The organism is Actinoplanes teichomyceticus ATCC 31121 (assembly GCF_003711105.1).
GTDB lineage: Bacteria > Actinomycetota > Actinomycetes > Mycobacteriales > Micromonosporaceae > Actinoplanes > Actinoplanes teichomyceticus.
The window spans coordinates 1,903,085-1,929,661 of the sequence record NZ_CP023865.1 but is presented as its reverse complement, the minus strand read 5'-3'; the positions used below and the strand labels follow the sequence as shown (position 1 = coordinate 1,929,661).

Here is a 26,577-nt window from a genome sequence, read left to right as displayed (position 1 = left end):
CCGGCGAAGCGAACCGAGACCACTCGACCCGGCGAACCGAACCCGGACCCGAACCGCTCGACCCGGCAAACCGACCCGGACCACTCGACCCTGCGCACCGAACCGCTCGATGTGCGAACCGACCCGGACGCGAATCGCTGGACCGCGCGAACACCGGACCGGCCACGATGGACCGCCGTTCAGGACCGCTCGTCACCGGGCCGGGGCGGCATGACCCGCTGCTCGTGGACCGCCGTCTCGCGCCGGAACCGGTCGGCGGACGGGTGCCAGGCCTCGTCGATCGGCCCCACGAGCCCGCCGCCGACCCCCTTGCGCCGGACCCACCCGGCGAACCGCACGAACGCGTACAGCATCGCCGTGAACAGCACCGCGAAGATCAGGAGGCCGGTCACGGCTCGACCGTGCCCATCGGTACCGTCATGATCTCGACGTCCTCGGTGAGCGGCCCGGCCGGCGACGCCTGCGCGAACTGGGTGCGGTAGAGGTCGGCGTACAGCCCACCGGCCGCGACCAGCGTCTCGTGCGTGCCGCGCTCGACGACCCGCCCGTGGTCGAGCACCACGATCTGGTCGGCCTCCCGGATGGTGGACAGCCGGTGCGCGATGACCAGCGCGGTCCGCCCCCGCAACGCCGTCGCCAGCGCTCGCTGCACGGCCGCCTCGGACTCGCTGTCCAGGTGCGCGGTGGCCTCGTCGAGGATCACGATGGACGGTTGCTTGAGCAGCAGCCGGGCGATCGCGATGCGCTGCTTCTCGCCGCCGGAGAAGCGGTACCCGCGCTCACCGACCACGGTGTCCAGGCCGTCCGGCAGCGCCCGGACCAGGTCGCCGACCTGCGCGCCGTCCAGCGCGGCCCACATCTGCTCCTCGGTCGCGTCGGGCCGGGCGTACCGCAGATTTTCCGCGATCGTCTCGTGGAACAGGTGCGAGTCCTGGGTGACCACGCCGACCGTGTCCCGCAGCGAGTCCAGCGTCGCGTCCCGCACGTCGACGCCGCCGATCAGAACCGCGCCGCCGGTCACGTCGTAGACCCGGGACACCAGCATCGAGGTCGTCGATTTGCCGGCGCCGGACGGGCCGACCAGCGCGACCAGCTGCCCCGGCTCGACGGTGAAGTCGACGCCGTGCAGGACCGGCGTGTTCTCCGAGCGGTCCAGGGTCGCCACGTCCTCCAGCGTCGCCAGGGAGACCTCGGCGGCGCTGGGATAGCGGAACCGCACGTCACGGAACTCGATGCGGCCCGCGCCGGCCGGGATCGCGACCGCGTCGGGTTTCTCCGCGATGCCGGGTTGCAGGTCGAGCACCTCGAAGACCCGGTCGAACGAGACCAGCGCGCTCATCACGTCGACCCGGACGTTGCTGAGCGCGGTGAGCGGGCCGTACAGCCGGGTGAGCAGCAGGGCCAGGGTGACGACGGTGCCGGCCGAGACGTCGCCGCGGACGGCCAGCCAGCCGCCCAGGCCGTACGTCAGGGCCTGCGCCAGCGAGGCGACCAGCAGCATCGCGACGAAGAAGGTGCGGGAGAACATCGCCTGCTGCACCCCGATGTCGCGGACCCGCTCGGCGCGCTCGCCGAACTTGGCGGCCTCGGTGTCCGGCCGGCCGAACAGCTTGACCAGCAGTGCGCCGGAGACGTTGAACCGCTCGGTCATCGTCGCGTTCATCTTGGCGTCCAGGTTGTACGACTCCCGCGTGATCTCGGCGAGCCGCTTGCCGACCCGGCGCGCCGGGATGATGAAGACCGGCAGCAGCAGCAGCGACAGCGCGGTGATCGGCCAGGACAGGCTGAACATCACCACCGCGGTGAGCACCAGCTGGATCACGTTGCTGAGCACGCCGGACAGGGTCGAGGTGAACGCCCGCTGCGCGCCGACCACGTCGTTGTTGAGCCGGCTGACCAGGGCGCCGGTCTGGGTGCGGGTGAAGAACTGCAGCGGCATCCGCTGGACGTGGTCGTAGACGCGGGTGCGCAGGCTCAGGATGATGCCCTCGCCGATGCGCGCCGAATACCACCGCTGAGCGAGCGAGAGCAGCGCGTCGGCGACGGCCAGGCCGGCGATCAGCAGGGCGATCCGCACGACGGCCGGGGCCGCGCCGGGGCCGCCCCGGGTGATCGTGTTGATCACCTCGCCGGCCAGCAGCGGGGTGGCCACGCCGATGCCGGCGGCGACCACCACGGTGATCACGAAGATCGTGATGTCCCGCCGGTAGGGCCGGGCGAACCGCAGGATCCGCCGGGTCGTGCCGGGCTTGACCTGGTGCGCCGCGACCCGGTCGGAATTCTGGATCGAGCGCAGCATGCTCCAGCTCGGCATGCTCATTCCGCCACCTCCCGGGTGCCGTTCGACGCCGCGGCACACAGTCTGCCGCGTGGGTACGACAACCCGGGAGGTGAGGCCGCTATTCCGCGGACGGTCCTTACCGCCCGGAGCCGATCAGCCCCGCTCCCCCGTACGGGAGCCGGCCGGCTCCGGCGTGCTACTCCCCGGCTCCGAGCAGGTCCGCGAGCCGGCGGGTCTGTGCCTCCCGCTCGGCGCGGTCCTGCTCCGCGTACGACCGGCCGGGCGCGCCGGCCAGCAGAGCCTTGATCTCGGCGACCGCCCCCGCGTCCCCGGCCAGGACGGCGGCGGTCAGGTCGGCGACCGCCGCATCCAGATCAGCCCGCGGCACGACGGCGGTGGCCAGGCCGATCCGGTCCGCCTCGTCGGCCGCGATCCGCCGCCCGGTCACGCAGATCTCCAGTGCCCGGGACGGTCCGACCAGCTCGGTGAGCCGCTTCGTCCCGCCCAGATCGGGCACCAGGCCGAGGGTGACCTCGGCCATGGAGAACCGCGCGTCGTCGGCGAGCACCCGCATGTCACAGTTCAGCGCGAGCTGGAAGCCGGCGCCGATGGCGTGGCCCTGCACCGCCGCGATGGACACGATGGACGGACTCCGCAGCCAGGTGAACGCGGTCTGGAAGACGGCAATCCGATCGGCGCACTCGGAGGCCGACAACTGCGCCAGGCGGGCCAGTGAAGAATCGCCCTCCCCGCGGGCGACCGACAGATCCAGGCCAGCGGAAAACGCACGACCTTCGGCGCGCACAATGACGACGCGTACGTCGCCGGTCAATTTTCGGGAAATGTTGCCGAGCTCCGCCCACATGGCCGGAGTCTGTGCATTGAGAACGTCGGGCCGGCACAACGTGACCGTCGCGACCGGCCCGGCCTGTTCGTAGCGAACGCCTACCTCGTCGGCGGTCACCGTGGTAGCCGCCTCGGCGTCGTCGGCGGTCACGCCTTCTTGCGGCGGCGCGCGCCGCCACGCTGGCGCAACTGCACACCGGACTCGGTGAGCACGCGGTGTACGAATCCATAGGAACGGCCGGTGGAAGCGGCAAGCGCCCGGATGCTCTCGCCGGAGGTGTAACGCTTCACCAGGTCCTTGGCGAGCGACTGCCGCTCGCTACCGACGATTCGACGACCCTTCTCAGTACTGGTAGCTGTGCCAGTGGCTGCCATCTTGAATCCTCACGTCGCAGACAGTGCGGTCAGATACGGTCCCACCTATTACACCGCCTCCAACGATCATGCGCTAGGCATCTGGCGTCGAGGAACGTGCCCATTTATTACTGTCAGGAACTTGACGGTTACCACGGGCATCAATGTCAGACTGTTTGCCGGCCGCGCTCGCGACGCCATTTCCGAGCCGCCCCAGGGGCCTCGGCCGGCTCACCAAGACCATCGATCACCTGCAGAAACACTCGATCGAGGCACTCGCGGGCGATGACCTGGCCAATGGCCCTTGACGGGGCGGGGGCGGGACGGCGGGGGGCGGTGGGAACGTACGGTAGCAAGTCCGACCTGCCCGCAAACGTCCGAACATCGCACTGTCTGTGTGGGCACCAGTTGACAACTGACGATGCCGATGATCCCCCGATCTCCGGCCGGCTCCGGCGAACCGGACCCGGCTACGCCAGCTCGACCAGCTCCAGCAGGTCGTCGCTCCAGGCGTCCTCGTCGCCGTCGGGCAGCAGGATCGCCCGGTCCGGCTTGAGCGCCTGCACGCAGCCCGCGTCGTGGGTGACCAGCACGATGGCGCCCGGGTAGTTGGCGATCGCGTCCAGCACCTGTTCCCGGCTGACCGGGTCGAGGTTGTTGGTCGGCTCGTCCAGCAGCAGCACGTTGGCGCCGGAGCAGACCAGGGTGGCCAGCGCCAGTCGGGTCTTCTCCCCGCCGGAGAGCACCCCGGCCGGCTTGTCGACGTCGTCGCCGGAGAACAGGAACGCGCCCAGGATCTTCCGCAGCTCGGTGTCCGTCTGTTCGGGGGCGGCGCTGCGCATGTGCTCCAGGATCGTCCGGTCCACGTCCAGCGTCTCGTGCTCCTGGGCGTAGTAGCCGAGCCGCAGGCCGTGGCCCGGGCGCACCTCACCGGTGTCGGACTTGAGCAGGCCGCCGAGGATGCGCAACAGGGTCGTCTTGCCGGCGCCGTTGAGGCCCAGGATGGCCACGCGGGAACCACGGTCCACGGCGACGTCGACGTCCGCGAAGATCTCCAGCGACCCGTACGACTTCGACAGCCCGGTCGCGGTCAGCGGCGTCTTGCCGCACGGCGCCGGGCTGGGGAACCGGACCTTCGCCACCTTGTCCGCGACGCGGCTGTCCTCCAGGCCGCTGAGCAGTTTCTCCGCCCTCCGGGCCATGTTCTGCGCGGCCACCGTCTTGGTCGCCTTGGCCCGCATCTTGTCGGCCTGCGCCATCAGCGCGCCGGCCTTCTTCTCCGCGTTGGCCCGCTCCCGGCGGCGACGCCGCTCGTCGGTCTCCCGGGCCTCCAGGTACGTCTTCCAGCCCATGTTGTAGACGTCGACGACCGAGCGGTTGGCGTCGAGATACCACACCTTGTTCACCGCCGCGTCGAGCAGCTCGACGTCGTGGCTGATCACGATCAGGCCGCCCTTGTGCTGCGCCATGTAGCCGCGCAGCCAGGCGATCGAGTCCTGGTCGAGGTGGTTGGTCGGCTCGTCGAGCAGCAGGATGCCCTTGCCGTTCTGCCCCGAGTTGGCGAACAGGATGCGGGCCAGCTCGATCCGGCGGCGCTGACCGCCGGAGAGGGTGCCGATGGTCTGCGCCAGGGCACGGTCGGGCAGCCCCAGGTTCGCGCAGATCCGGGCGGCCTCGGCCTCGGCGCCGTACCCACCGAGGGCGGCGAACTGGTCCTCCAGCTGGCCGTACCGCCGGACGAGCTTGTCGTCGGCGCTCTCCTCCAGCTGCACCTCGAGCTTCTGCATCTCGGCGAGGAGGACGTCCAGCCCGCGCGCGGAGAGCACGCGGTCGCGGCCGGTCACGTTCAGGTCGCCGGTGCGCGGGTCCTGCGGGAGGTAACCGATCTCGCTGGTCCGTTCGACCTGACCCGCGTACGGCATACCCTCGCCGGCCAGCACCTTCAGCGTGGTGGTCTTGCCCGCGCCGTTGCGGCCGACCAGGCCGATCCGGTCGCCGGGCTGCACCCGCAGGGTGGTCGGGGAGAGCAGGATGCGCGCGCCGGCGCGAAGTTCCAGTCCGGTGGCGGTGATCATGACGGTTCTCGCTCTCGGTGATCGGGCTGACTCAGGGCGCAAGAAAGCGCCGGCCGCCCAGGGGACGGTCGGCGCGGGGCGTGTCAGCCTTCGCAGAGCAGCACCCGGCCATACTACCCGGGCCTCGGTCCGACCTCCCACCCGATTAATTTTCAAGATCATCGGGTACACGCCGGGCAACCGTGGCGAAGTGAGGACGGCATGGAACTCAATGAGAAAGCCGAGATCGACACCAGTCAGGTCGAGGACGTGCGCGGCTCGGGCGGAGGCGGCTTCGGCGGAGGCGGCTTCGGCGGCCTCCCGATCGGCGGCGGCGGGCTCTCCGGCATCATCGTCACCGTGCTGCTCCTGCTCGTCGGGGGCTACTTCGGCATCAACAACCTGGGCGGTGGCGGCGGCGGCTCCTCCAGCGCCGACAACACGAAGCTGGAACAGGAGTGCAAGCAGCAGAACGCCACCGAGCAGCTGGACTGCCGCAACGTCCTCTACATCAACTCGATCCAGGCGTACTGGGCCACCGAGCTGCCCCAGGCGTTCGGCAAGCCGTACGAGAAGGCCACCACGAGGGTCTTCGCCAACCGGGTCAGCACCGGCTGCGGCGCCGCCGACTCCGGCGTCGGCCCGTTCTACTGCCCGGCGGACAACAAGGTCTACATCGACCTGACGTTCTACCAGCAGCTGGCCAGGGAGCTCGGCGCGCCCGGCGAGTTCGCGCAGCCGTACGTGCTCGCCCACGAGTACGGTCACCACGTGCAGGATCTGCTCGGCACCGAGGCGAAGATGCGGCAGGCCCAGAACACCAACCCGGACCAGGCGAACCTGGAGTCGGTCAAGCTGGAGCTGCAGGCCGACTGCTACGCCGGAGCCTGGGCCAGGGGCGCGACCGGCACCACCGACGCCAAGGGCAACAAGATTTTCACGAGCCTCAGCGACTCGGACATCCAGGAGGGCATCCAGACCGCCGGGCAGATCGGCGACGACACGCTCCAGCAGCGCAACGGGGGCAGCGTCAACCCGGCCGAGTTCACCCACGGCACCTCCGCGGACCGGCAGAAGTGGTTCCGCGTCGGATACGACACCGGTGACCCGGCGAAATGCGACACGTTCGCGCCCGGCGCGGTCAAGGAGGGCGACTGACCGGCGCGGTCGAGCAGGCGACCCACCGGCGCGGTCAAGCAGGGCGACCGACCGGTCTCGCCCACCGAACATCCGGCCGCCGACCCGCACCTGGCGCGGGACGGCGGCCGGAGCCGTTCCCCGCACCCGCCGGCCGGGCTCAGGGCTCGCGGACCAGGATCGGGACGGCGCGGGCCAGGGCCACCGCCGAGACCAGGACGGCGTGGCGCGGCTCGGGCACGTCCAGCAGGCGCCCGGCCCGCAGCGCGGCGACCGGGGCCAGCGGCCGGTCGGCGAGGATCGCGTCCACGGCTGATCGGTCGCCGCCGGTCACGAGCGCGGCCAGCGACCGTACCTCGGGAAGCAGGATGCGGCCCACGATCCCGGCTCCGTCGGCGGCGGCCGCCCTGGCCTGGTTGTCGCGGCGGCGCGCGAAGCGCTGCTGCGACCAGCCACCCGCCGCGGTCCGGCCCTGCACATAGTGCGTGTCCACCTTGGAGGCGACCAACTCGGCGCCGTCGGCGACGCCGACCGCGACCGCGCCCTTGCGGGCCAGCAGCAACCCCAGCCGCCGCGGCGCCCCGGCCTCGGCGATCAGCTCGGCCACCGTCGTGACCGTCCCGGCGCCCGGCGGCGCCTGCAGCGTCGCGGTCGCGCCGTCCGCGGCGGTCAGGGTCAGGCCCGCCACCCGGTACGCCCCGTGCCGCGCCGCGAAGTTCGCCAGCCAGCGCGCCACCCGCTCCGGCGCCACATCCACCCATTTCCCGCCGCCGGCGGCCGGCCGTGCACCCATTCCCGCCACACTACGGCCATGTGCGGGCAGCCGGTCCCCGCAGGGCGCGCCGCCGCAGGCCGCGTTCGGGTGCGGCCGGTCCCCGCACGACACGCCACCGACCACGCACCGGCAGGCCGCACTCAGGTCAGGAGCAGACGCAGCGCGAGGACCGCGATCACCGCGCTGGAGGTCAGCGCGGTGAGGAGACGCCCCCGCGGGCCGATCAGCAGGCGGCCGATCAGCGAACCGCCGCCGGCGATCAGCAGCTGCCAGCTCGCCGAGGCGAGGAAGGCGCCGAGCACGAACCAGACGCCGCCTCCGGCGCCGCCGCTGCCGAGGACCAGCGCGGCGAAGTAGAGCACGGTGGCCGGGTTGAGCAGGGTGAGTCCGAGGATCGCGGCGTACGCCCGGATCGCTGTGACCGGCCGTTCGGAGCGCGCCCCGGTGTGCGGCCGCCGGATCGCGCCCCAGGCGGTCCAGCCGGCCAGCGCCAGCAGCACCACCGCCCCGGCCCAGCGCAGCGGCTCGGCGATCGGTGCGATCACCCCGGCGATCACCGCGCCGCCGGCGACCGCGGCGCCGGCGTAGATCCCGTCGGCGGTGGCCGCGCCGAGCCCGGCCGCCGCGCCGACCCGCAGCGACGTGCGGGCGCTGAGCCCGGCGATCAGCGCGCCGATGGCCCCGACCGGAACCGCGATCCCGTAGCCGGCCACCACACCGGCCAGGAAGGACGCGCTCATGACCGGGGGCCGGACACCGCCGTTCCCGGGACGGCCCGCTGCTGTCGCCCGCTCCGTCCGGCCGCGGCGACGGGGAGGATGCGGAAGGCTCTCGGCTCGGTCACGCCGCCATCATCCGACCGGCCGGCGCCGGCCGGCCACCGAATTCCGCGCCGCCCGGGCCGGGCGATCCCCGGCGGAGCGGCGAGGCGGCTGGGGACTCGCTCGCCGGAGCCGAGCCGACGAGCGGGCCACCGAGACCGGCGCCGAGACCCAGCCGCCGAGACCGGGCACCGAGACCCAGCCGCCGGAGCCGGGCCGCCGAGGTCGAGCCGACGAGCGGGCCGCCGGGCACGATCAGCGGAGGCGCCCGGACGAGATTACCGTCACTCGATGCGGCCTCCCTGGCGACGGATGGTGACAGATAAGGTCCGACCATGGGTGTCGTCGCGGAACTGATCCTGATCCGGCACGGGCAGAGCCTGGCCAACGTCGCGTTTCCCGCGGCGGATGCGCGGGGCCTGCTGGAGGCGGAGGTGAGCGGCCGGGACGCCGAGGTCCCGCTCACCGAGCTGGGCGTGGAGCAGGCCCGTGCGCTCGGCGTGTGGCTGGCCACGCTGCCGGCGCCGCGACGCCCCGAGGTGGTGGTCACCTCGCCCTACCTGCGGGCGCGGGAGACGTGGCGGATCGCCGCCGAGGCGTCCGGCGTGCCGTGGCCCGACCCGCGTACGGATGATCGTCTCGTCGATCGGCTTCTCGGTGAGCTGGAGATGCTGACCCGGGCCGCCGTGGCGGCCCGGTTCCCGGGTGAGGCGGCCCGCCTCGCCGAGGCCGGCGTGTGGGAGTACCGCCCGCCGGGTGGTGAGTCGTTCGCCGACATCCGGGCGCGGCTGGCGTCCTTCCTCGCCGACCTGCACCGCGAGCACGCCGGCCGGCGGGTGGCGGTGGTCGCGCACGACTCGGTGGTGCTGATGACCCGCGCGGTGATCGAGGATCTGGACTGGGCGGAGCTGGCCGCGGTGGAGAAGGCGTCGGGCAACGTCCGGAACGCATCGGTCACCCGTTTCGTGGACGACGGCGGCGGGGCTCTGAAACTCGACCGCTACAACGTGATCGACCATCTCCCACCGGCCTGAACCCGCGACGATACATCGATCGGCATCTTCCAAAGGTTTCTTTGCATCGATAGGTTGGATCGATGCCCGCTCCCATCGACGCCCGTCTCCCGCAAGCGCTGCGCGGCCTCGCTCATCCGCTCCGCGTGCGCATCCTCGCCCAGCTGCGCGAGCAGGGCGCCTCGACCGCGACCCGCCTGGCGGACCGGCTCGACGAGTCGTCCGCGGCGACCAGCTACCACCTGCGCCGGCTGGCGGCGTACGGATTCGTCGAGGACGAGCCCGGCCGCGGCGCCGGCCGGGAGCGCTGGTGGCGTGCGGCGACCAGGGCCACCGCGGAAGCGCCCGCGGACGCCGAGCATCACCTGCGCGCCATCGCGGCCGCCGACTTCCAGCGGGTGCAGGACTTCCTCAGCGTGGCCGGCGGCCTGCCCCCGGAGTGGTACTCCGGGGTGGCGGTCAGCAACGTCGCGCTGCGGATGACCCCGGCGCAGGCCACCGAGCTGCTGTCCCGGCTCGGCGCGCTGCTCACCGGCTATCCGGCCGACGACCCGGACCAGCCGGCGCTGCCCGGCAGCGAGCGGGTGATCTTCCAGTGGCAGGCGTTCCCGCTCCCGGCCCCGCCCCGGGACGACCGGCCGCGCGGCGACCTGCGGATCGAGCGGTGAGGCGCGGGCTGGCCGGGCTGCTCGCGGCCGAGGCGGTCTCCCTGCTGGGCAGCCGGATCACCTTCGTGGCCCTCCCCTGGCTGGTGCTCACCACCACCGGCTCCGCGCTGCTGGCCGGGGTGGCCGGTTTCGCCGAGATGCTGCCGTACGTCCTGGCCGGTCTGCTCGGCGGGCCGATCGTGGACCGGGTCGGGCCGCGGCCGACCGCGGTGGCCGCCGACACCGCCAGCGTGCTCGCGGTGAGCGGCATCCCGCTGCTGGCCGCCACCGAGGCGATCTCGTACCACACCCTGCTCGGCCTGATCGCCCTGGCCGGGGCGTTGCGCGGGTTCGGCGACACGGCCAAGCGCGCGCTGCTGCCCCGGGTGATCGCCGACGCCGGGCTGACCACCGAGCGCGGCACCACCCTCTACGACGGGATCAGCCGGGTCGCCACGCTGCTCGGCCTGCCGCTGGCCGGGCTCCTGGTGGCCGCGGTCGGCCCGACCCGGGTGCTGCTGGTGGACGCGGCGACGTTCGCCGTGGGCGCGGTGCTGGTCTCGGTCTACGTGCGCTCCGGCTCCGCCGGCCAGAACCCCGCGGAGGACGAGGAGGGCGGGTACGCCGCGGCGCTGCGGTGCGGTTTCCGGTACGTACGCCAGGATCGCCTGATCATCGGCATCATGTCGATGCTGTTCGCGACGAACCTCTTCGACCAGGCGTTCGCAACCGTGTTCGTGCCGGTGTGGGTGCGCGAGGGCCCACACGGCCCGGCGGCGCTCGGGGTGCTCGGCAGCGCGTTCGGGGCGGGCGCGGTGGCCGGGAACATCCTGTGGACGATCTTCGGCCCGCGCCTGCCCCGGCGGGCCACGTTCGCGGTCTGCTTCCTGATCGGCGGCCCGGCACAGCTCTTCGCGCTCGCCCTGACCGACCGGCTGTGGCTGGTCCTGGCGGTGGCCGCGCTGGCCGGCACGCTGATGGCGACGATCAATCCGATCCTGCTGGCGTCCGTCTACGAGCGGATCCCGGTACGCGTGCAGGGCCGGGTGATGAGCGTGCTGATCGCGTTCTCCTGGGCCGGCATCCCGCTCGGCGGCGTCCTGGGCGGGTGGGCCGCCGACGAGCTGGGCCTGCGTACCGGAGCGCTGCTCGCCGGGATCGGTTACCTGACCGTGACGCTGGCGCCGTTCCTCTTCTCCACCTGGCACGCGCTGGACGAGCACCGGGTCACGGCCGGCAAGACCCTGGCCGTCGTCAAGTGATCCGGCACCGGCCCGCTCACGGACGGCGCAGGAAGCCGACCACCTTCTGCACGAACCATTCCGCGTCGTCCAGCCACGCGAAGTGCCCGCCACCGGGCACCGTGGCCAGCTCGGCCTGCGGGAACAGGCCGACGTACTCGGCGGCGCTCTTCGGCGGCAGCTGCAGGTCGACCTCGCCGGTGACCAGGAGCACCGGCGCGGCCAGCCGGGCCAGCCGGGTTCGTACGTCGTCGGGGTCGAATCCGCCCTCGGCGTTGTAGGCCGCGGCCGCCACCCGGTTCTTCTGGCCGGCCTCGCGGGCCGAGTACGCCTGCGTCTCGGCATCCCAGCGCCCGTAGATGAACGGCGCGAGGGCCCGCCCGTCGGCCGGCGTGGCCTGGCCGGTCTGCACCCGTTCCAGCGCGGCGAACGCCTCCGGGAACCACGGCTCGCCACGGCGTTCCTCGGCGACCCGGCGCCGGTCCAGGTCGCTGATCTCCAGGTTGACCGCGCGCGGGCTGGGGTTGACCAGCACCAGCCGGCGCACCCGCTCCGGGTGCCGGGCCGCGTAGAGCAGCGCCAGGGTGGCCCCGGCGGAGTGGCCGAGCACGTCGAAGCGGTCCAGCCGCAGGTGCTCGCGCAGCGCCTCCACATCGGCGACCTGCCGGTCGCAGCGGTAGGTCGCCGGGTCGGCCGGGATCTGTGAGTCCCCGGTGCCGCGCAGGTCCAGGGCCAGCAGCAGCCGGTGCGCGGACAGCCCGCCCAGGTCGTCGAGGTAGGCGGAGGCCTGCATCGGGCCGCCCGGCAGGCAGATCAGCGGCTCGCCGGAGCCGCGGCGGTGCAGCGCGAGCCGGGTGCCGTCGGGAGCGTCGAAGGTTTCCACGCCGGGATCCTATGCGTCGGCGTCGATCAACCGCGGCGCCGACCCGCCCGGCTCCCGGCCGGTCCCGGCCTCCGCACGAGGCCGGGCGGCCACCTCAACCGGTCCCGGCCGGTCCCGGTCTTTTCGCGCATCCCGGCGGCCACCTCCACCGGTCCCGGCCTCCTCCGCAGCCCGGCGGCCACCTCAACCGGTGCCGGTCCACTCGCGCAGCTGCGCGGCCACCTCGCGGTCGCCGTCGATGCGGACGGCGTCCAGCGGGATCCGGCGGTGCAGCAGCAACACCAGGTCGCTGGCCGTGCCGTGGACGGTGGTGACCGGCGCGCCGCTGGCCGCCGGGTCGGCGGTGGCGCCGCTGGGCGAGAGGTCCACCGTCCAGGACGGCCCCTCGATCGCCCGGTACATCACCCGGGCCGGGCGGTGCGGCCACGCCCCGAGCGAGCCGAGGGCCGTGCCGAGGAACTCGCTCACCCCGTCGACCGCCACCGCGGCCGGCAGCGGCTCGGGTTCGCCCAGGGCGTCCAGGGCGTCGTACGCGTGCACCGCCGCCTCCTGCACCTGGTGCCGGGCCACCGCGCCGGCGGTGTGCGGCGCCGCCGTCTCCGGCCACCACGCCCAGCACGGCGACTGCGGGCCGGCCGCGCGCAGCGCGGCGCCGAGCATCCGGGTCGACTCCGCGGACCACTGCAGCAGGTCGCTCTGCGGGACGGTGCTGCCGTGCCGTTCCCGCGACGGCGGCCCGGACGGGTCGGCCTCGGTCACCACGACCGCCCAGAAACGTTGCACCTCGCCGAGATGGGCGACCAGGTCACGCAGCGACCAGTCAGCGCAGCCGGGCACCCGGGCGGCCGGATCGGGCGCCCGCACGGCGGCCTCCCGCAGGGCCGCGGACCGTTCCTCGATCAGGGTGACCAGCTCGGGGAAGGGCGGAGTCGGAGTCATGCCCGGTTTGTACCACCGGACCGGGGCGGCGGACGGCACGCTTCGTGGCGCGCCGTCCGTTGGGCGTACGCCCGACCGGCCCGCTCCGGTGAGACGCGACCGGGCGTGGCCCCCGGTGGGGACCACGCCCGGATCGTCGCGCGGCGTCGTCAGACGTTGAAGCCGAGCGCGCGCAGCTGCTCGCGCCCATCATCGGTGATCTTGTCCGGCCCCCACGGCGGCAGCCACACCCAGTTGATCCGGAAGTCCTGCACCAGGCCGCCACCCGGGCCCGCGGTCAGCGCCTGGCGGGTCTGGTCCTCGATGACGTCGGTCAGCGGGCAGGCCGCCGAGGTCAGCGTCATGTCCAGGGTGACCACGTTGTCGTCGTCCACGTGGACGCCGTAGACCAGGCCGAGGTCGACGACGTTGATGCCGAGCTCCGGGTCGACGACGTCCTTCATCGCCTCTTCGATGTCGTCGACGGACGCCTTCTTCACCGGCGCGGCGTCGCCCGCGGGCACGGCCGCGCCGGCCGGCGCGCCGTCGGCGACCTCCGAGACGCCGGCCGCGGGCACCTCGACCGGCGTACCGGCCGCCGCCGCCTCGGCCCGCTCGGCGGCCAGCCAGGCCGGCACCTCGTCGGAGTTCGCGGCCGGCGCGGTCTCGGCGACCACGTCCTCCCGCGTGTCGATCCTGTCTGTCATGCCTTCACCTCCGGGCTCGCGCCCACGTCGACGCCCGCGCGAACCGCCGCGTCCTTGAATGCCATCCACGGCAGGAGGGCACATTTCACCCGGGCCGGGAACTTCGCCACCCCGGCGAACGCGATCCCGTCGCCGAGCAGTTCCTCGTCCGGCTCGATCTGGCCGCGGCTCTGCATCAGCTCCACGAACGCGTGGTGGATCTCCGCCGCTTCCTGCCGGCTCCTGCCCTGCAGCAGCTCGTGCAGCACCGAGGCGGAGGCCTGGCTGATCGAGCAGCCCAGCCCGTCGTACGAGACGTTGGACAGATCGGCCGACACCCGCACGGTGATCTCGTCGCCGCACGTCGGGTTGACGTGGTGCGCCTCGCCGTCGTACGGGTCCCGCAGCCCCCGGCCGTGCGGGTTCTTGTAGTGATCCAGGATGATGTCCTGGTACAGCGCGTCGAGCATCATCAGCCGAACACCTTCCGCACCTGGTCGAGACCGCGTGCCAGCGCGTCGATCTCATCCGTGGTCGTGTAGAGGTAGAACGAGGCCCGGGTCATCGCCGGCACCGCGAAACGCGCGCAGACCGGCCGGGCGCAGTGGTGGCCGACCCGAACCTCGACACCGAGCGCGTCCAGGACCTGTCCCACGTCGTGCGGGTGTACCCCGTCGACCCCGAACGACACCGTGCCGCCGCGGCCCTCCGGCTTCGCCGGACCGTAGATCCGCACACCGGGGACGGCGGACAGCTGCTCCAGGGCGTACCGGGTGATCTCCTGCTCGTGCCGGTGGATGTTGGCCATCCCCAGCCCGGTCAGGTAGTCGACGGCCGCCCCGAGCCCGATCGCCTCGGTGATCGGCGGGGTGCCGGCCTCGAATCGGGCCGGCGGCGCGGCGTACGTGGTGCCCGCCATCGTCACCGTCTCGATCATCGAACCGCCGGCCAGGAACGGCGGCATCCGTTCGAGCAGCTCGTACCGGCCCCAGAGCACGCCGATACCGGTCGGGCCGAGCATCTTGTGCCCGGTGAACGCGATGAAGTCGGCGCCCAGCGCGCGCACGTCGACCGGCAGATGCGGGACCGACTGCGAGCAGTCCAGCATGACCAGCGCGCCGACCTGGCGGGCCCGGGCGACCAGCGCGGACACGTCGTTGATCGTGCCGAGCACGTTCGACATGTGCACCACCGAGACGAGCTTGGTGCGCTCGTTGACCAGCTCGTCGAGCCGCGACTCGTCGAGCCGTCCCTCGTCGGTGATGCCGAACCAGCGCAACGTGGCGCCGGTCCGCTCGCACAGCAGCTGCCAGGGCACCAGGTTGGAGTGGTGCTCCATCTCGGAGATCACGATCTCGTCGCCCGGGCCGAGCGCGAGCAGCTGTCCGGCGGCGTGCGCGACCAGGTTGATCGCCTCGGTGGAGTTCTTGGTGAAGACCACCTCGTCCGGGCGGCCCGCGCCGATGAACGTGGCGATCCGGGCGCGGGCGGCCTCGTACATCTCGGTCGACTCGGTGCCCAGGGTGTGCACCGAGCGCGACACGTTCCCGTTGTGTTTCTCCTGGTGCGCACGCATGACGTCGAGCACCTGCACCGGCTTCTGCGAGGTGTTGGCGCTGTCCAGATAGACCAGCGGGTGGCCGTTCACCTCCCGCTCGAAAATCGGGAAGTCCTTGCGCACCCGTGCGACGTCGTAGCTCACGTTGAATCCCTCAGTGACTAGGCGCGGGTCAGGAACTTCTCGTAGCCTTCGGCCTCGAGCTGCTCGGCCAGCTCCGGACCGCCCTCCTCGACGATCCGGCCACCGACGAAGACGTGCACGAAGTCCGGCTTGATGTAGCGCAGGATCCGGGTGTAGTGGGTGATCAGCAGGAAGCCGGTCTCGCCGGTGGCGCGCACCCGGTTGACGCCCTCGCTGACGATCCGCAGCGCGTCGATGTCCAGGCCCGAGTCGGTCTCGTCGAGGATCGCCATCTTCGGCTTGAGCAGCTCCAGCTGCATGATCTCGTGACGCTTCTTCTCACCGCCGGAGAAGCCCTCGTTCACGTTGCGCTGCGCGAAGGACGGGTCCATCTGCAGCTTCTCCATCGCGCCGCGCAGCTCGCCGGCCCAGGTGCGCAGCTTCGGCGCCGCGCCGTCGATCGCGGTCTTCGCGGTACGCAGGAAGTTGGCCACCGAGACGCCGGGCACCTCCACCGGGTACTGCATGGCCAGGAAGAGGCCGGCCCGGGCCCGCTCGTCCACGCTCAGTTCGAGCACGTCCTGGCCGTCCAGGGTCACCGAGCCGCCGGTGATCTCGTACTTCGGGTGGCCGGCGATGGAGTAGGCCAGCGTCGACTTGCCGGAGCCGTTCGGGCCCATGATGGCGTGGGTCTCGCCCGACTTCACGGTCAGGTCGACCCCGGCCAGGATCGGCTTCAGCTCGCCATCCGGCAGCTTCACCGAAACCTGCAGGTCGCGGATCTCCAGGGTGCTCACGGCTCTACTCCATTGCTCGGGGTCGTCGAAACGTAGATGTCTCCGTCGCGGATCTCGACGGGGTAGACCGCCACCGGGTCGATGGCGGGCGGTCCGGAGGGCTCGCCGGTACGCAGGTCGAAGCGGGAGCCGTGCAGCCAGCACTCCAGCGTGCAGCCGTCCACCTCGCCCTCGGAGAGCGCCACCGAGGCGTGGCTGCACTCGTCGCGGACCGCGTAGTAGTTGTCGTCGTCGGCGTGCACGACCGCGATCTCGACCCCGTCGATCTCCACCTGGAGCACGGTGCCCTTCGCGATGTCGGACGCCGGTCCGACGTTCTCGAACGTCACTGTCCCACCTCGGCCAGGCGGGCCTCGATCGCGTCGCCGAGCCGCTCGCGCAGCTCCTCGACCGGGATCTTGTTGATCAGCTCGGCGAAGAAGCCGCGGACCACCAGCTTGCGCGCCTCCGCCTCCGGGATGCCGCGCGCCATCAGGTAGAACAGCTGCTCGTCGTCGAACCGGCCGGTGGCGCTGGCGTGCCCGGCGCCGGCGACCTCACCGGTCTCGATCTCCAGGTTCGGCACCGAGTCGGCGCGGGCGCCGTCGGTCAGCACCAGGTTCCGGTTGATCTCGTACGTGTCGGTGCCGGTCGCCGCCGCCCGGATCAGCACGTCGCCGACCCAGACGGTGTGCGCCGACGAGCCCTGCAGCGCGCCGCGGTAACCGACGTAGCTGCGGCAGTCCGGCACGCTGTGGTCGACCAGCTGACGGTGCTCGTGGTGCTGGCCGGCGTCGGCGAAGTACAGGCCGAACAGCTCGGCGTCGCCGCCACGCCCGGTGTACTCCACGCTGGTGAACTGGCGGACCAGGTCGCCGCCCAGGGTCACCTGCACGTGCTGGACGCGCGCGTCCTTGCCGACCCGGAACTTCACGTGCTGGGCCTGCACCGCGTCGCGGTCCCACTCGGCGAGCGTGACGAAGGTGAGCTGGGCGCTGTCGCCGAGCACCACCTCGATGTTGTCGGCCAGGGTGACCGTGCCGGTCTGCTCCAGCACGACGGTCGCCTTGGCGAAGTTGCCGACCCGGACCACGGTGCGCGCGGCCGCGGCCTCGCCGCCCTTGCCGACCAGCCGGATCACGGCCGCCTCGGCCGGCTCGGCCTCGGCCGCCACCTCGATCAGGGTCACCCCGGCGGCCGAGCCGTGGGCCAGCGCGCTGATCCGGTCGAACGGGATCAGCACCGGGTCGGCGTCGTCCACGGACGAGACCGTCACCCCGGCGGGCAGGCCGGCGTGCTCCACCGACGGGGCGGTGCCGGACAGCGAGGTGGCCTTGACCAGCTCACGCAGGCGCTTGAGCGGGGTGAAACGCCACTCCTCCTCCAGGCCGTTGAGGGCCGGGAAGTCGGCGACGTCGAAGGAGCGCAGCACCTGCGACTTGGTGCTCGGCGGGGCGATGGCCTCGGTAGTCATCTCGTCCTTGCTTCGTGAGTCTTCGATAGTCCGGCGGGGCGGGCGGTCAGCCGACCGCGCCCTCCATCTGCAGCTCGATGAGGCGGTTCAGCTCCAGGGCGTACTCCATCGGGAGCTCCTTGGCGATCGGCTCGATGAAGCCACGCACGATCATCGCCATCGCCTCGTCCTCGGTCAGGCCCCGGCTCATCAGGTAGAAGAGCTGGTCCTCGCTGACCTTGGAGACGGTCGCCTCGTGCCCCATGTTCACGTCGTCCTCACGGATGTCGACGTACGGGTACGTGTCCGAGCGGGAGATCGTGTCGACCAGCAGCGCGTCGCACTTGACCGTGCTCTTCGAGTGCGACGAGCCCTCCAGCACCTGCACCAGGCCGCGGTACGAGGTGCGGCCGCCGCCCCGGGCGATCGACTTCGACACGATCGTCGAGGAGGTGTACGGCGCGGCGTGCACCATCTTGGCGCCGGAGTCCTGGTGCTGACCCTCACCGGCCATCGCGATGGAGAGCACCTCGCCCTTGGCGTGCGGGCCGGTCATGTAGACGGCCGGGTACTTCATCGTGACCTTGGAGCCGATGTTGCCGTCGATCCACTCCATGGTCGCGCCCTCCTCGCAGGTGGCGCGCTTGGTGACCAGGTTGTAGACGTTGTTCGACCAGTTCTGGATGGTGGTGTACCGGCAGCGGGCGTTCTTCTTCACGATGATCTCGACGACCGCGGAGTGCAGCGAGTCGGACGAGTAGATCGGCGCGGTGCAGCCCTCGACGTAGTGCACGTACGCGCCCTCGTCGACGATGATCAGGGTCCGCTCGAACTGGCCCATGTTCTCGGTGTTGATCCGGAAGTAGGCCTGCAGCGGGATGTCGACGTGCACGCCCTTCGGCACGTAGATGAACGAGCCGCCGGACCAGACGCTCGTGTTCAGGGCGGCGAACTTGTTGTCGCCGACCGGGATCACGGTGCCGAAGTACTCCTTGAAGATGTCCTCGTGCTCCTTGAGGGCGGTGTCGGTGTCGAGGAAGATGACACCCTGCTCCTCGAGGTCCTCACGGATCTTGTGGTACACGACCTCGGACTCGTACTGCGCGGCGACACCGGAGACGAGCCGCTGCTTCTCGGCCTCCGGGATGCCCAGCTTGTCGTAGGTGTTCTTGATGTCCGCGGGCAGGTCGTCCCACGTGGCGGCCTGCTTCTCGGTGGAGCGCACGAAGTACTTGATGTTCTGGAAGTCGATGCCGGTGAGGTCGGCGCCCCAGGACGGCATCGGCTTGCGGTCGAACAGGCGCAGACCCTTGAGCCGCAGGTCGAGCATCCACTGCGGCTCGTTCTTCTTCGCGGAGATGTCGCGCACCACGGCCTCGGACAGGCCACGCGTGGCGGCGGCGCCCGCGATGTCGGCGTCGGCCCAGCCGTACTCGTACTTTCCAAGAGCGGCGAGGTGCTCTTCCTGAGTGACGATCTGGTCAGTCATCTATCTGTCCTAACCGTGTTTGCGGCGGGTGCGCACTGCGGGGCGGGGATGTGCGTGGTGCACACCCCGTCGCCGTGCGCGATGGTGGCGAGGCGCTGCACGTGGGTGCCGACGAGCCGGGAGATGACCTCGGTCTCGGCGTCGCACAGCTGAGGGAACTCGGCAGCCACGTGGGCCACCGGGCAGTGGTGCTGGCACAACTGTCCGCCGGACGCGATCGTGGTCGCGCTGGCAGCGTAACCTTCCGCGGTCAACGCATCGGCGAGCGCCTCCGCCCGGGCGAGCGGATCGGCGCCGGCCGACAGCATCGCCGTGCGCAGACGCTCCTCCAGGGCCTCGACCTGGGACTCGGCGAAAGCGGTCACCGCGCCGGGGCCGCCGTGCGTGGCGATCCAGCGCAGGGCGGCCGAGGCGATGCCGTCGTAGTGGTGCGGGAAGCTCTCCCGGGCCGCGGCGGTGAGCACGAACGCCTTGGCGGGCCGCCCCCGGCCGCGCGGGCCGGTGCGGCGCACCTCGCGGGTCTCGACCAGCTCGTCGGCCAGCATCGCGTCCAGGTGTTTGCGGATCGCCGCGGGGCTCAGCCCGAGCTGGGCGCCGAGCTCGGCCGCGGTGGCCGCGCCGCGCTCCAGCAGCAGCCGGGCGACCCGGTCACGGGTGCGGCCGTCCGACGCGGTGGCCGACGCCACCGCACCGCTCCTGGCCAGCACCTCGTTTTTCACTACGGCAACGTTACGTATTTCCTCCGGGGGCTGCAAACCCGAACTCCGGTGATCCACCACACCGGAGCCCGGGGACACCCGCAATCAAGATCAACTTCGAGCGTACGATTCCCCGGGTGAAGTTCGAGCCGCTGTTCCGCCCGTTCGCCGCCGCGCTGCGCCCGCTCGCGCTGGCGTCACTGATCGCGAACGTCGTCCTGATCGTCACCGGCGCGGCGGTCCGGCTCACCGACTCCGGCCTGGGCTGCCCCACCTGGCCCAAATGCACCGACGCGTCGTACACGACGACCGCCGCGATGGGCGTGCACGGCATGATCGAGTTCGGCAACCGGCTGCTCACCTTCGTGCTCGCCGGGCTCGCCATCGCCTGCTTCCTCGGAGCGCTCGCCCAGCCACGCCGCAGGTCGCTGGTCCGGCTCTCGATCGCGGTCGGCCTCGGCATCCCGATGCAGGGCGTGGTCGGCGGCATCACCGTGCTGACCAACCTGAACCCGTGGGTGGTCGGGCTGCACTTCCTGCTCTCCGTCGCGCTGATCACCGTGGCGTACGCGTTCTGGCGCCGGATCGACGAGGGCGACGGTGCGCCGCGCTCCCTGGTCCCCGCCCCCCTCCGCGCCCTGGGCCGGCTGACCGCGCTGGCCAGCCTCGCCGTGGTCGCGGTCGGCGTGGTGGTCACCGGCAGCGGGCCGCACTCCGGCGACCGGGGCGCCAAGCGCAACGGCCTGGACCCGGCCGCCGTCAGCCAGGTCCACGCCGACCTGGTCTTCCTGCTGATCGGCCTGTCCTTGGCGATCTGGTTCGCACTGCGCGCGGTCGCCGCCCCGGCCGCCGCGATCCGCGCCGCCGGGATGCTCGTGGTGATCGAGCTGGCGCAGGGGCTGATCGGCTTCGTGCAGTACTTCACCCACCTCCCGGTGGTCCTGGTCGCCGCGCACATGCTCGGCGCCGGCGTGGTGTGGTGGGCGACGCTCGCCGTCCTGTGGTCGCTGCGTGAGCGCCCCGCCCGAACCGCGCCCGAACCGGCCGCCACCACCCCGCTCCCGGCCGGCGAGCCCGTCCCGGCCGCCTGAGGGCGCCACCGGGGCCGCCCCGCGGACCCGGTGCACCGCACCGCATCCGGCGCCGCCCTGTCGCACTCCGCGCCGCGCCGACCCGCCGGGCACCGCCACGCCCGATCCCGCGCCGCCCCTGCCCCCACCCCGCTCTGCGCACTCCCCCCGCCGCGCTCCATTCCAGGGCGCCTGGCCGCGCCGACCCGCCGGGCACCGCCACGCCCGACCCCGCGCCGCCCCTGCCCCCACCCCGCTCTGCGCACTCCCCCCGCCGCGCTCCATTCCAGGGCGCCTGGCCGCGCCGACCCCCTACCACTCGGAGCGCAGCCCGGCCGGCACTCACCGCGCCTGAGAAAGCGCCGAAACCACCGCCACGACCAGCCGCAATCGACCAGCCGGCGCTGACGGTGGCCAAGGGACTGTGGATACCACCGCCACCACCAGCCCGACGCTCGCGGAGGCGCCGGCGGGCCGCCATCCTCCGGGCCGCCATCCTCCGGGCCGCCGGATCAGCCGGGCGGCCCGTGCACGGAGTCCCCTTCACGTCGCACCCACCGGACAGGACCATGCGGGCATGGGACCCGGACAGTCGCACCGAGAGGGCGGAAAGACGCGCGCATGAAGCGCATCCGGTCGTTGCGGGAAAGGGCGACGGCGGGTACGGAAGAGGACGACCCGCGCGGATGCTGAAAAGGGCGACTTACGGCCGCCGCAAAGAACCACCCGCGCGGATGCGAAAAGGTGACCCGCGGCCGCCGGAAAGAGCGACCCGCGCGGATGCAGTAAGTGGATGCCAGAGGAGCAACCCGCGGAGGCGGGAAAGAGCAACCCGCGGAAGCGGAAAGAACAACCCGCGCAAGCGGAAAGAACAACCCGCGCAAGCGGAAAGAACAACCCGCGCAAGCAAAAAGAACGCCCGCCGGACGCCGGAAACGCTGACCGCCGGACGCCGGAAACGCTGACCGGCGGACGCCGGAGAGGTGACCGGCGGCTGCGGGGGAACCGAACCGGTCAGACCCGGGCGAGGATCGCGTCGGCGAGACGCTCCGCGGCGCCCGGCCCCTCACGCAGGAACAGCGACGGCTCGGTCAGCTCCAACTCGACGAGCTGCGGCGCGCCGTCCGGGCCCGGGATCACGTCGACCCGGGCGTAGAGGAGGCGTTTCGCGCCGCCCGGGACGGCGGACAGCGCCCGGCGGGCGACGGCCAGCTCGGCCTCGGACGGTGTGCGCGGGCTGATGTCCTCGCTGCCGGGGTCGATCGTGTGCTCGCCGGTCCGCCGCAGCATCGGGCCCTTGCGGATGCCGTGGCTGAACGTCAGTTCGCCGCTCGCGTCGGGCAGGCACAGCACCGCGGTCTCACCGGCGGTGTCGACGGCGGTCAGGTACGGCTGGATCATCGCGGTCCGGCCGGCGCCGGTGAGCCGGGCCACGTGGGCCGCGGCCTCGGCGGCCTGGGCGGGCAGCCGGTAGCGGGCGGTGTCCTGGCTGCCGGCGGAGACGGTGGGCTTGACCACCCACTCGCCCTCCGCGGGCGGGGTCCAGGTCTCGCCGGGGCCGACGAAGTCGGTCGGGATGACCGGGACGCCGGCCGCGGCGAGTTCGGCGAGGTAACGCTTGTCGGTGTTCCAGGCGATGATGTCGCCCGGGTTGGCCAGCCGGGGCACGCTGTGCGCCCAGGCGACGAACTGCTCGCGGCGGGGGACGTAGTCCCACGGCGAGCGGATCACGGTGAGGTCGTACCGGGACCAGTCGGCGTCCGTGTCGTCCCAGCGCACCACGTCGACGGCCAGCCCACGCGCGAGCAGCGCGTCGCGCAGCGGGTGGTCGTCGTCCCAGAGGTCGGGGAAGGCCGCGCAGGTGACCAGGGCGATACGGGCGTCGGCGGCCATCAGCGGGCCATGCTCCGGCGCGCCATCGACCGCCACAGGTCGTTGCTCGGGCGCATCTGCTCCAGCAGCTCCCGCTCCCACGCGTTCTCCACCTCGACGCCGGCGTGCGAGCACGCCTCCCGGGCGACGCCGGTGTCCTGGGCGAACTGGTCGGACCACTCGCCGTCCTCGCCGACGAGAACGATGCGGGCGCCGCGCTTACCGACGTACTCGATGACCGCCTTGGCGCCGCCGTGCCCGGCGGCGAAAGACTTGATCTCGGAGGTCAGTGTCGTTACGGAACCTTCTGCCATGTCTCGCAGCCTAAGCAATCAGCGACGCCTCCCGCGGTACTCCGGAGGCCTTCTGTGACTCTCGTTACCAGCAGGTTTCGGCGTCAGCGGCATAGTTTTGCACCAATTGCGCCCGAATTGCCGCGTAGCCAGAATCCCACTATTGAGTGACGGACAGTAGTTGACACTGGTCACAATCCGGGCGTCTTGTGCGACTTACCCGTTACCGGATCACTCACGGCGATCTCAGATCAACGCGTCCACCGCGATCGCCATGAACAGCAGCGTCAGGTACGTGATCGACAGCTGGAACAGGCGCATCGGCTTCACCAGCCCGCCGTGGCGGGTCTGGTAGACCAGCCGCACCGACTCACCGAGGAACAGCGCGCCGGTGAGGACCGCCGCGACGCCGTAGATCCAGCCGAGCCCGAGCTCCCGGCCCAGCGGCCAGGCGATCAGCGAGGAGCCGACGGTGAGCACGGTGTAGAGCAGGATCTCGAAGTTCACCCGGGCGGCGGAGCGCACCACCGGCAGCATCGGGATGCCGGCCCGGGCGTAGTCGTCCTTGTACTTCACGGCGAGCGCGTAGAAATGCGGCATCTGCCAGAAGAAGACAACTGCGAAAAGCGCCCAGCCCATCGGGGCGATCGATCCGGTCACCGCGGCCCAGCCGATGACCACCGGCGCCGCGCCGCAGACACCGCCCCAGAAGGTGTTCGCCGGGGTGCGCCGCTTCAGCCAGAGCGTGTAGATCACGTCGTAGTAGAAGATCGAGAACGCGGTGAGCGCGGTCGCCAGCCAGTTGGTCAGCGCCGCCATCAGCGCCACCGACACGACGGCGAGCGTCAACCCGAAGATCAGCACCGCGCGCGGGCTGATCTGGTGGGTGGGCAGCGGGCGCCGCTTGGTCCGCTTCATCAACTGGTCGATGTCCCGGTCGATGTAGCAGTTCAGCGCGCTCGCGGCGCCGCCGGCCAGCGCGCCGCCGACCAGCACCGCGAAGAAGGTGACCAGGTCCGGCCAGCCACCGGCGGCCAGCATCATCGTCGGCACCGTGGTGACCAGCAGCAGCTCGACGATGGCCGGCTTGGTCAGCGCGAGGTACGCCCGGAACACCGCCATCCGGTCACGTCGGGTCTCGACGCGTGGCGCAGGCTCCACCACGCCGGGCGACCGTCGTTGGACGGAACGCTCGGTGATCATGCTCACGGACAGCCACCTTCCGGCATTTGGACCAACTCGCGACCTGCCGCCGGGTGACCATCGACCCGGCCGAGCCGCCCGGACAGCCTACGCGCCATCGTCTCCGCTGCTCGGGGCACCCAGCACGGGTGGACGCCATCACACCCCTCAACCGTGTGTCCGCTCACAGCGTATGTGCCTGGGACGTTCGCTGCGCAGACGTTTAGACCTACTGGATAGGGTCAAGCCGAAAAGGGTTCCACAATCCTGCCCGAGGAGCACAACAGACGTGGGTGCCACAGATCCTGCTCTCAACTGGTCCGACCTCGACCGCAAGGCGGTCGACACGGTTCGGGTGCTGGCCATGGATGCCGTCGAGAAGGCCGGCAACGGCCACCCCGGCACGGCCATGAGCCTGGCGCCGGCCGCCTACCTGCTGTTCAACCGTGTGATGCGGCACGACCCGACCGATCCGCACTGGGCGGGCCGCGACCGGTTCGTGCTGTCCTGCGGTCACTCCAGCCTCACCCTCTACATCCAGCTCTACCTGAGCGGTTACGGCCTGTCGCTGGACGATCTGAAGTCGCTGCGCCAGTGGGACTCACTGACCCCGGGCCACCCGGAGCACGGCCACACCCCCGGCGTCGAGGTCACCACCGGCCCGCTGGGCCAGGGCATCGGCAACGCGGTCGGCATGGCCATGGCCGCCCGCCGCGAGCGCGGCCTGTTCGACCCGCAGACCGAGCCCGGGCAGTCGCCGTTCGACCACCAGGTCTACGCGATCTGCTCGGACGGCGACATCGAGGAGGGGGTCAGCCACGAGTCCAGCGCCATCGCCTCGGTGCAGAAGCTGGGCAACCTCACGGTGATCTACGACGACAACGAGATCTCCATCGAGGACGACACCCGGATCGCCAAGTCCGAGGACGTCGCCGCCCGCTACGAGGCGTACGGCTGGCACGTGCAGGTCGTCGACTGGCGCTCGTCCGACCCGTACACCGAGGATGTCGAGGCGCTCTGGGACGCGATCCAGGCCGCCAAGGCGGTGACCGACAAGCCGTCGTTCATCGTGCTCAAGACGATCATCGGCTGGCCCGCGCCGAACAAGCAGAACACCGGCAAGATCCACGGCTCCGCGCTGGGCGCCGACGAGGTCGCGGCCACCAAGGCGGTGCTCGGTTTCGCGCCCGAGCCGTTCGCCATCGACGCCGAGGTGATCAAGCACGCCCACCGGGCCGTCGAGCGCGGCAAGGCGGCGCACGCCGAGTGGAACCAGGCGTTCGAGGCCTGGGCCACCGGCAACCCCGAGGGCAAGGCGCTCTTCGACCGGCTCGCCGCGAAGAAGCTGCCCGAGGGCTGGGCCGCCGCGCTGCCGGAGTTCCCGGCCGACGAGAAGGGCCTGGCCACCCGTGCCGCGTCCGGCAAGGTGCTGGAGGCGCTCGCGCCGGTGCTGCCCGAGCTGTGGGGCGGCTCCGCCGACCTGGCGGAGAGCAACAACACCACGATGAAGGGCGAGCCGTCGTTCATCCCGGCGGAGTACGCCACCAAGGAGTTCCCCGGCCACGAGTACGGCCGCACGCTGCACTTCGGCATCCGTGAGCACGGCATGGGCTCGATCCTCAACGGCATCGCGGTGCACGGCGGCACCCGCCCGTACGGCGGCACCTTCCTGGTCTTCAGCGACTACATGCGCGGCGCCGTCCGGCTCTCCGCGCTGATGAAGCTGCCGGTCATCTTCGTCTGGACGCACGACTCGATCGGTCTCGGCGAGGACGGCCCGACGCACCAGCCGATCGAGACGCTGACCGCGCTGCGCGCCATCGTCGGCCTCGACGTGGTCCGCCCGGCCGACGCCAACGAGACGGTGTACGCCTGGCGCGGCGCGCTGGAGCACACCGACCGGCCGACCGCGCTGGCGCTGTCCCGGCAGAACCTGCCGACCATCGACCGCTCGAAGTACGCGTCGGCGGAGGGCACCCTCCGGGGCGGCTACATCCTGTCCGAGGCGTCGAACAGCGACCCGTCGGTGATCCTGATCGCCAGCGGCTCGGAGGTGGCGATCGCGCTCACCGCGCAGGAGCGCCTGGAGGCCCAGGGCACCCCCACCCGGGTCGTCTCGATGCCGTGCCAGGAGTGGTTCTTCCAGCAGGACACGGCGTACCAGCAGGAGGTCCTGCCGCGCGGGGTGAAGGCCCGGGTCAGCGTCGAGGCCGGCATCCGGATGAGCTGGGACCGGATCATCGGCGACGCCGGCGAGGCGGTCAGCATCGAGCACTACGGCGCCAGCGCACCCGCCAAGATCCTCTTTGAGCAGTTCGGCTTCACCGCCGACAACGTCGTCGCCAAGGCGCACGCCTCGCTCGCCAAGGTCGGCGAGATCACTGGTCACAAGACCGGCAACTGACAG

General features: G+C 71.7%; 26 protein-coding genes. 6 read left to right on the top strand and 20 right to left on the bottom strand.

Features of this window, described 5'->3' with window-relative positions:
* Nucleotides 1-179 precede the first annotated feature (179 nt).
* The 5 genes from ACTEI_RS08810 to ACTEI_RS08790 form a co-directional block, all read right to left on the bottom strand.
* Nucleotides 180-392, bottom strand: coding sequence for a hypothetical protein (locus ACTEI_RS08810; protein ID WP_122977198.1), 213 nt, complete (start codon nt 390-392; stop codon nt 180-182).
* A complete protein-coding gene (locus ACTEI_RS08805; RefSeq protein ID WP_122977197.1) occupies nt 389-2,320 on the bottom strand; it encodes an ABC transporter ATP-binding protein in 1,932 nt (643 codons plus the stop codon). Before ACTEI_RS08805 ends, ACTEI_RS08810 begins: the two co-directional genes overlap by 4 nt.
* Before the next feature lie 157 nt (nt 2,321-2,477).
* Nucleotides 2,478-3,245, bottom strand: coding sequence for an enoyl-CoA hydratase/isomerase family protein (locus ACTEI_RS08800; protein ID WP_122982005.1), 768 nt, complete (start codon nt 3,243-3,245; stop codon nt 2,478-2,480).
* 29 nt (nt 3,246-3,274) lie between these two features.
* The gene (locus tag ACTEI_RS08795; RefSeq protein ID WP_014441759.1) at nt 3,275-3,502 is read right to left on the bottom strand and encodes a helix-turn-helix domain-containing protein; all 228 of its coding nucleotides are present in this window, start codon (nt 3,500-3,502) and stop codon (nt 3,275-3,277) included.
* Between the two features lie 449 nt (nt 3,503-3,951).
* Nucleotides 3,952-5,556 carry an ABC-F family ATP-binding cassette domain-containing protein gene (locus tag ACTEI_RS08790; protein WP_122977196.1) on the bottom strand — a complete coding sequence of 535 codons (1,605 nt, stop codon included), beginning with the start codon at nt 5,554-5,556 and terminating at the stop codon, nt 3,952-3,954.
* Between the two features lie 201 nt (nt 5,557-5,757).
* Here ACTEI_RS08790 and ypfJ point away from each other — a divergent pair, with 201 nt between their 5' ends.
* Entirely contained in the window at nt 5,758-6,693 is a 936-nt protein-coding gene (ypfJ, locus tag ACTEI_RS08785; protein ID WP_122977195.1) for a KPN_02809 family neutral zinc metallopeptidase, read from the top strand.
* A gap of 139 nt (nt 6,694-6,832) precedes the next feature.
* On the opposite strand, the gene ACTEI_RS08780 is transcribed toward ypfJ, so the two are convergent.
* Both ACTEI_RS08780 and ACTEI_RS08775 read right to left on the bottom strand, forming a co-directional pair.
* Complete coding sequence (locus ACTEI_RS08780; RefSeq protein ID WP_122977194.1) at nt 6,833-7,465, bottom strand: acVLRF1 family peptidyl-tRNA hydrolase; 633 nt, start codon at nt 7,463-7,465, stop codon at nt 6,833-6,835.
* Between the two features lie 122 nt (nt 7,466-7,587).
* Nucleotides 7,588-8,187, bottom strand: a complete 600-nt coding sequence (locus ACTEI_RS08775; RefSeq protein ID WP_122977193.1) for a LysE family transporter — start codon at nt 8,185-8,187, stop codon at nt 7,588-7,590.
* Nucleotides 8,188-8,603: 416 nt separating this feature from the next.
* Here ACTEI_RS08775 and ACTEI_RS08765 point away from each other — a divergent pair, with 416 nt between their 5' ends.
* The 3 genes from ACTEI_RS08765 (at nt 8,604) to ACTEI_RS08755 (ending at nt 11,190) form a co-directional block, all read left to right on the top strand.
* Nucleotides 8,604-9,302, top strand: coding sequence for a histidine phosphatase family protein (locus ACTEI_RS08765; protein WP_122977191.1), 699 nt, complete (start codon nt 8,604-8,606; stop codon nt 9,300-9,302).
* A gap of 62 nt (nt 9,303-9,364) precedes the next feature.
* Entirely contained in the window at nt 9,365-9,949 is a 585-nt protein-coding gene (locus ACTEI_RS08760) for an ArsR/SmtB family transcription factor (protein WP_122977190.1), read from the top strand.
* Nucleotides 9,946-11,190, top strand: a complete 1,245-nt coding sequence (locus ACTEI_RS08755; RefSeq protein ID WP_122977189.1) for an MFS transporter — start codon at nt 9,946-9,948, stop codon at nt 11,188-11,190. Before ACTEI_RS08760 ends, ACTEI_RS08755 begins: the two co-directional genes overlap by 4 nt.
* A 16-nt stretch (nt 11,191-11,206) precedes the next feature.
* Here the strand turns inward: ACTEI_RS08755 and ACTEI_RS08750 are convergent, their stop codons facing one another.
* The 10 genes from ACTEI_RS08750 to ACTEI_RS08705 form a co-directional block, all read right to left on the bottom strand.
* Nucleotides 11,207-12,052 carry an alpha/beta fold hydrolase gene (locus tag ACTEI_RS08750; RefSeq protein ID WP_122977188.1) on the bottom strand — a complete coding sequence of 282 codons (846 nt, stop codon included), beginning with the start codon at nt 12,050-12,052 and terminating at the stop codon, nt 11,207-11,209.
* Between the two features lie 183 nt (nt 12,053-12,235).
* Complete coding sequence (locus ACTEI_RS08745) at nt 12,236-12,991, bottom strand: maleylpyruvate isomerase family mycothiol-dependent enzyme (RefSeq protein WP_122982004.1); 756 nt, start codon at nt 12,989-12,991, stop codon at nt 12,236-12,238.
* A 149-nt stretch (nt 12,992-13,140) separates the two neighbouring features.
* The gene (locus ACTEI_RS08740; protein WP_372443229.1) at nt 13,141-13,548 is read right to left on the bottom strand and encodes a metal-sulfur cluster assembly factor; all 408 of its coding nucleotides are present in this window, start codon (nt 13,546-13,548) and stop codon (nt 13,141-13,143) included.
* A 125-nt stretch (nt 13,549-13,673) separates the two neighbouring features.
* Nucleotides 13,674-14,129 carry a Fe-S cluster assembly sulfur transfer protein SufU gene (sufU, locus tag ACTEI_RS08735; protein ID WP_122977186.1) on the bottom strand — a complete coding sequence of 152 codons (456 nt, stop codon included), beginning with the start codon at nt 14,127-14,129 and terminating at the stop codon, nt 13,674-13,676.
* Nucleotides 14,129-15,358 (bottom strand): cysteine desulfurase, encoded by a 1,230-nt coding sequence (locus ACTEI_RS08730; protein WP_122977185.1) that lies wholly within the window; start codon nt 15,356-15,358, stop codon nt 14,129-14,131. Before ACTEI_RS08730 ends, sufU begins: the two co-directional genes overlap by 1 nt.
* A 17-nt stretch (nt 15,359-15,375) precedes the next feature.
* Nucleotides 15,376-16,134 (bottom strand): Fe-S cluster assembly ATPase SufC, encoded by a 759-nt coding sequence (gene sufC, locus ACTEI_RS08725; protein WP_122977184.1) that lies wholly within the window; start codon nt 16,132-16,134, stop codon nt 15,376-15,378.
* A complete protein-coding gene (locus tag ACTEI_RS08720; RefSeq protein ID WP_122977183.1) occupies nt 16,131-16,463 on the bottom strand; it encodes a Rieske (2Fe-2S) protein in 333 nt (110 codons plus the stop codon). Before ACTEI_RS08720 ends, sufC begins: the two co-directional genes overlap by 4 nt.
* The gene (sufD, locus tag ACTEI_RS08715; protein WP_122977182.1) at nt 16,460-17,587 is read right to left on the bottom strand and encodes a Fe-S cluster assembly protein SufD; all 1,128 of its coding nucleotides are present in this window, start codon (nt 17,585-17,587) and stop codon (nt 16,460-16,462) included. Before sufD ends, ACTEI_RS08720 begins: the two co-directional genes overlap by 4 nt.
* A gap of 46 nt (nt 17,588-17,633) precedes the next feature.
* On the bottom strand, nt 17,634-19,055 hold the full coding sequence (gene sufB, locus ACTEI_RS08710) for a Fe-S cluster assembly protein SufB (protein ID WP_122977181.1): 1,422 nt from the start codon (nt 19,053-19,055) through the stop codon (nt 17,634-17,636).
* Nucleotides 19,052-19,774: a helix-turn-helix transcriptional regulator gene (locus ACTEI_RS08705; RefSeq protein WP_122977180.1), complete on the bottom strand. Its 723-nt coding sequence runs from the start codon at nt 19,772-19,774 to the stop codon at nt 19,052-19,054. Before ACTEI_RS08705 ends, sufB begins: the two co-directional genes overlap by 4 nt.
* Before the next feature lie 116 nt (nt 19,775-19,890).
* Between ACTEI_RS08705 and ACTEI_RS08700 the strand changes: the two genes are divergently transcribed.
* Nucleotides 19,891-20,844, top strand: a complete 954-nt coding sequence (locus ACTEI_RS08700; RefSeq protein WP_122977179.1) for a COX15/CtaA family protein — start codon at nt 19,891-19,893, stop codon at nt 20,842-20,844.
* Between the two features lie 993 nt (nt 20,845-21,837).
* Here the strand turns inward: ACTEI_RS08700 and ACTEI_RS08695 are convergent.
* The 3 genes from ACTEI_RS08695 to ACTEI_RS08685 form a co-directional block, all read right to left on the bottom strand.
* On the bottom strand, nt 21,838-22,716 hold the full coding sequence (locus ACTEI_RS08695; RefSeq protein ID WP_122982003.1) for an ATP-grasp domain-containing protein: 879 nt from the start codon (nt 22,714-22,716) through the stop codon (nt 21,838-21,840).
* A complete protein-coding gene (locus ACTEI_RS08690) occupies nt 22,716-23,009 on the bottom strand; it encodes a hypothetical protein (RefSeq protein WP_122977178.1) in 294 nt (97 codons plus the stop codon). Before ACTEI_RS08690 ends, ACTEI_RS08695 begins: the two co-directional genes overlap by 1 nt.
* 225 nt (nt 23,010-23,234) lie before the next feature.
* On the bottom strand, nt 23,235-24,197 hold the full coding sequence (locus tag ACTEI_RS08685; RefSeq protein WP_122977177.1) for a heme o synthase: 963 nt from the start codon (nt 24,195-24,197) through the stop codon (nt 23,235-23,237).
* A 337-nt stretch (nt 24,198-24,534) separates the two neighbouring features.
* Here ACTEI_RS08685 and tkt point away from each other — a divergent pair, with 337 nt between their 5' ends.
* Nucleotides 24,535-26,574 carry a transketolase gene (gene tkt / locus ACTEI_RS08680; protein WP_239082252.1) on the top strand — a complete coding sequence of 680 codons (2,040 nt, stop codon included), beginning with the start codon at nt 24,535-24,537 and terminating at the stop codon, nt 26,572-26,574.
* Nucleotides 26,575-26,577 lie beyond the last annotated feature (3 nt).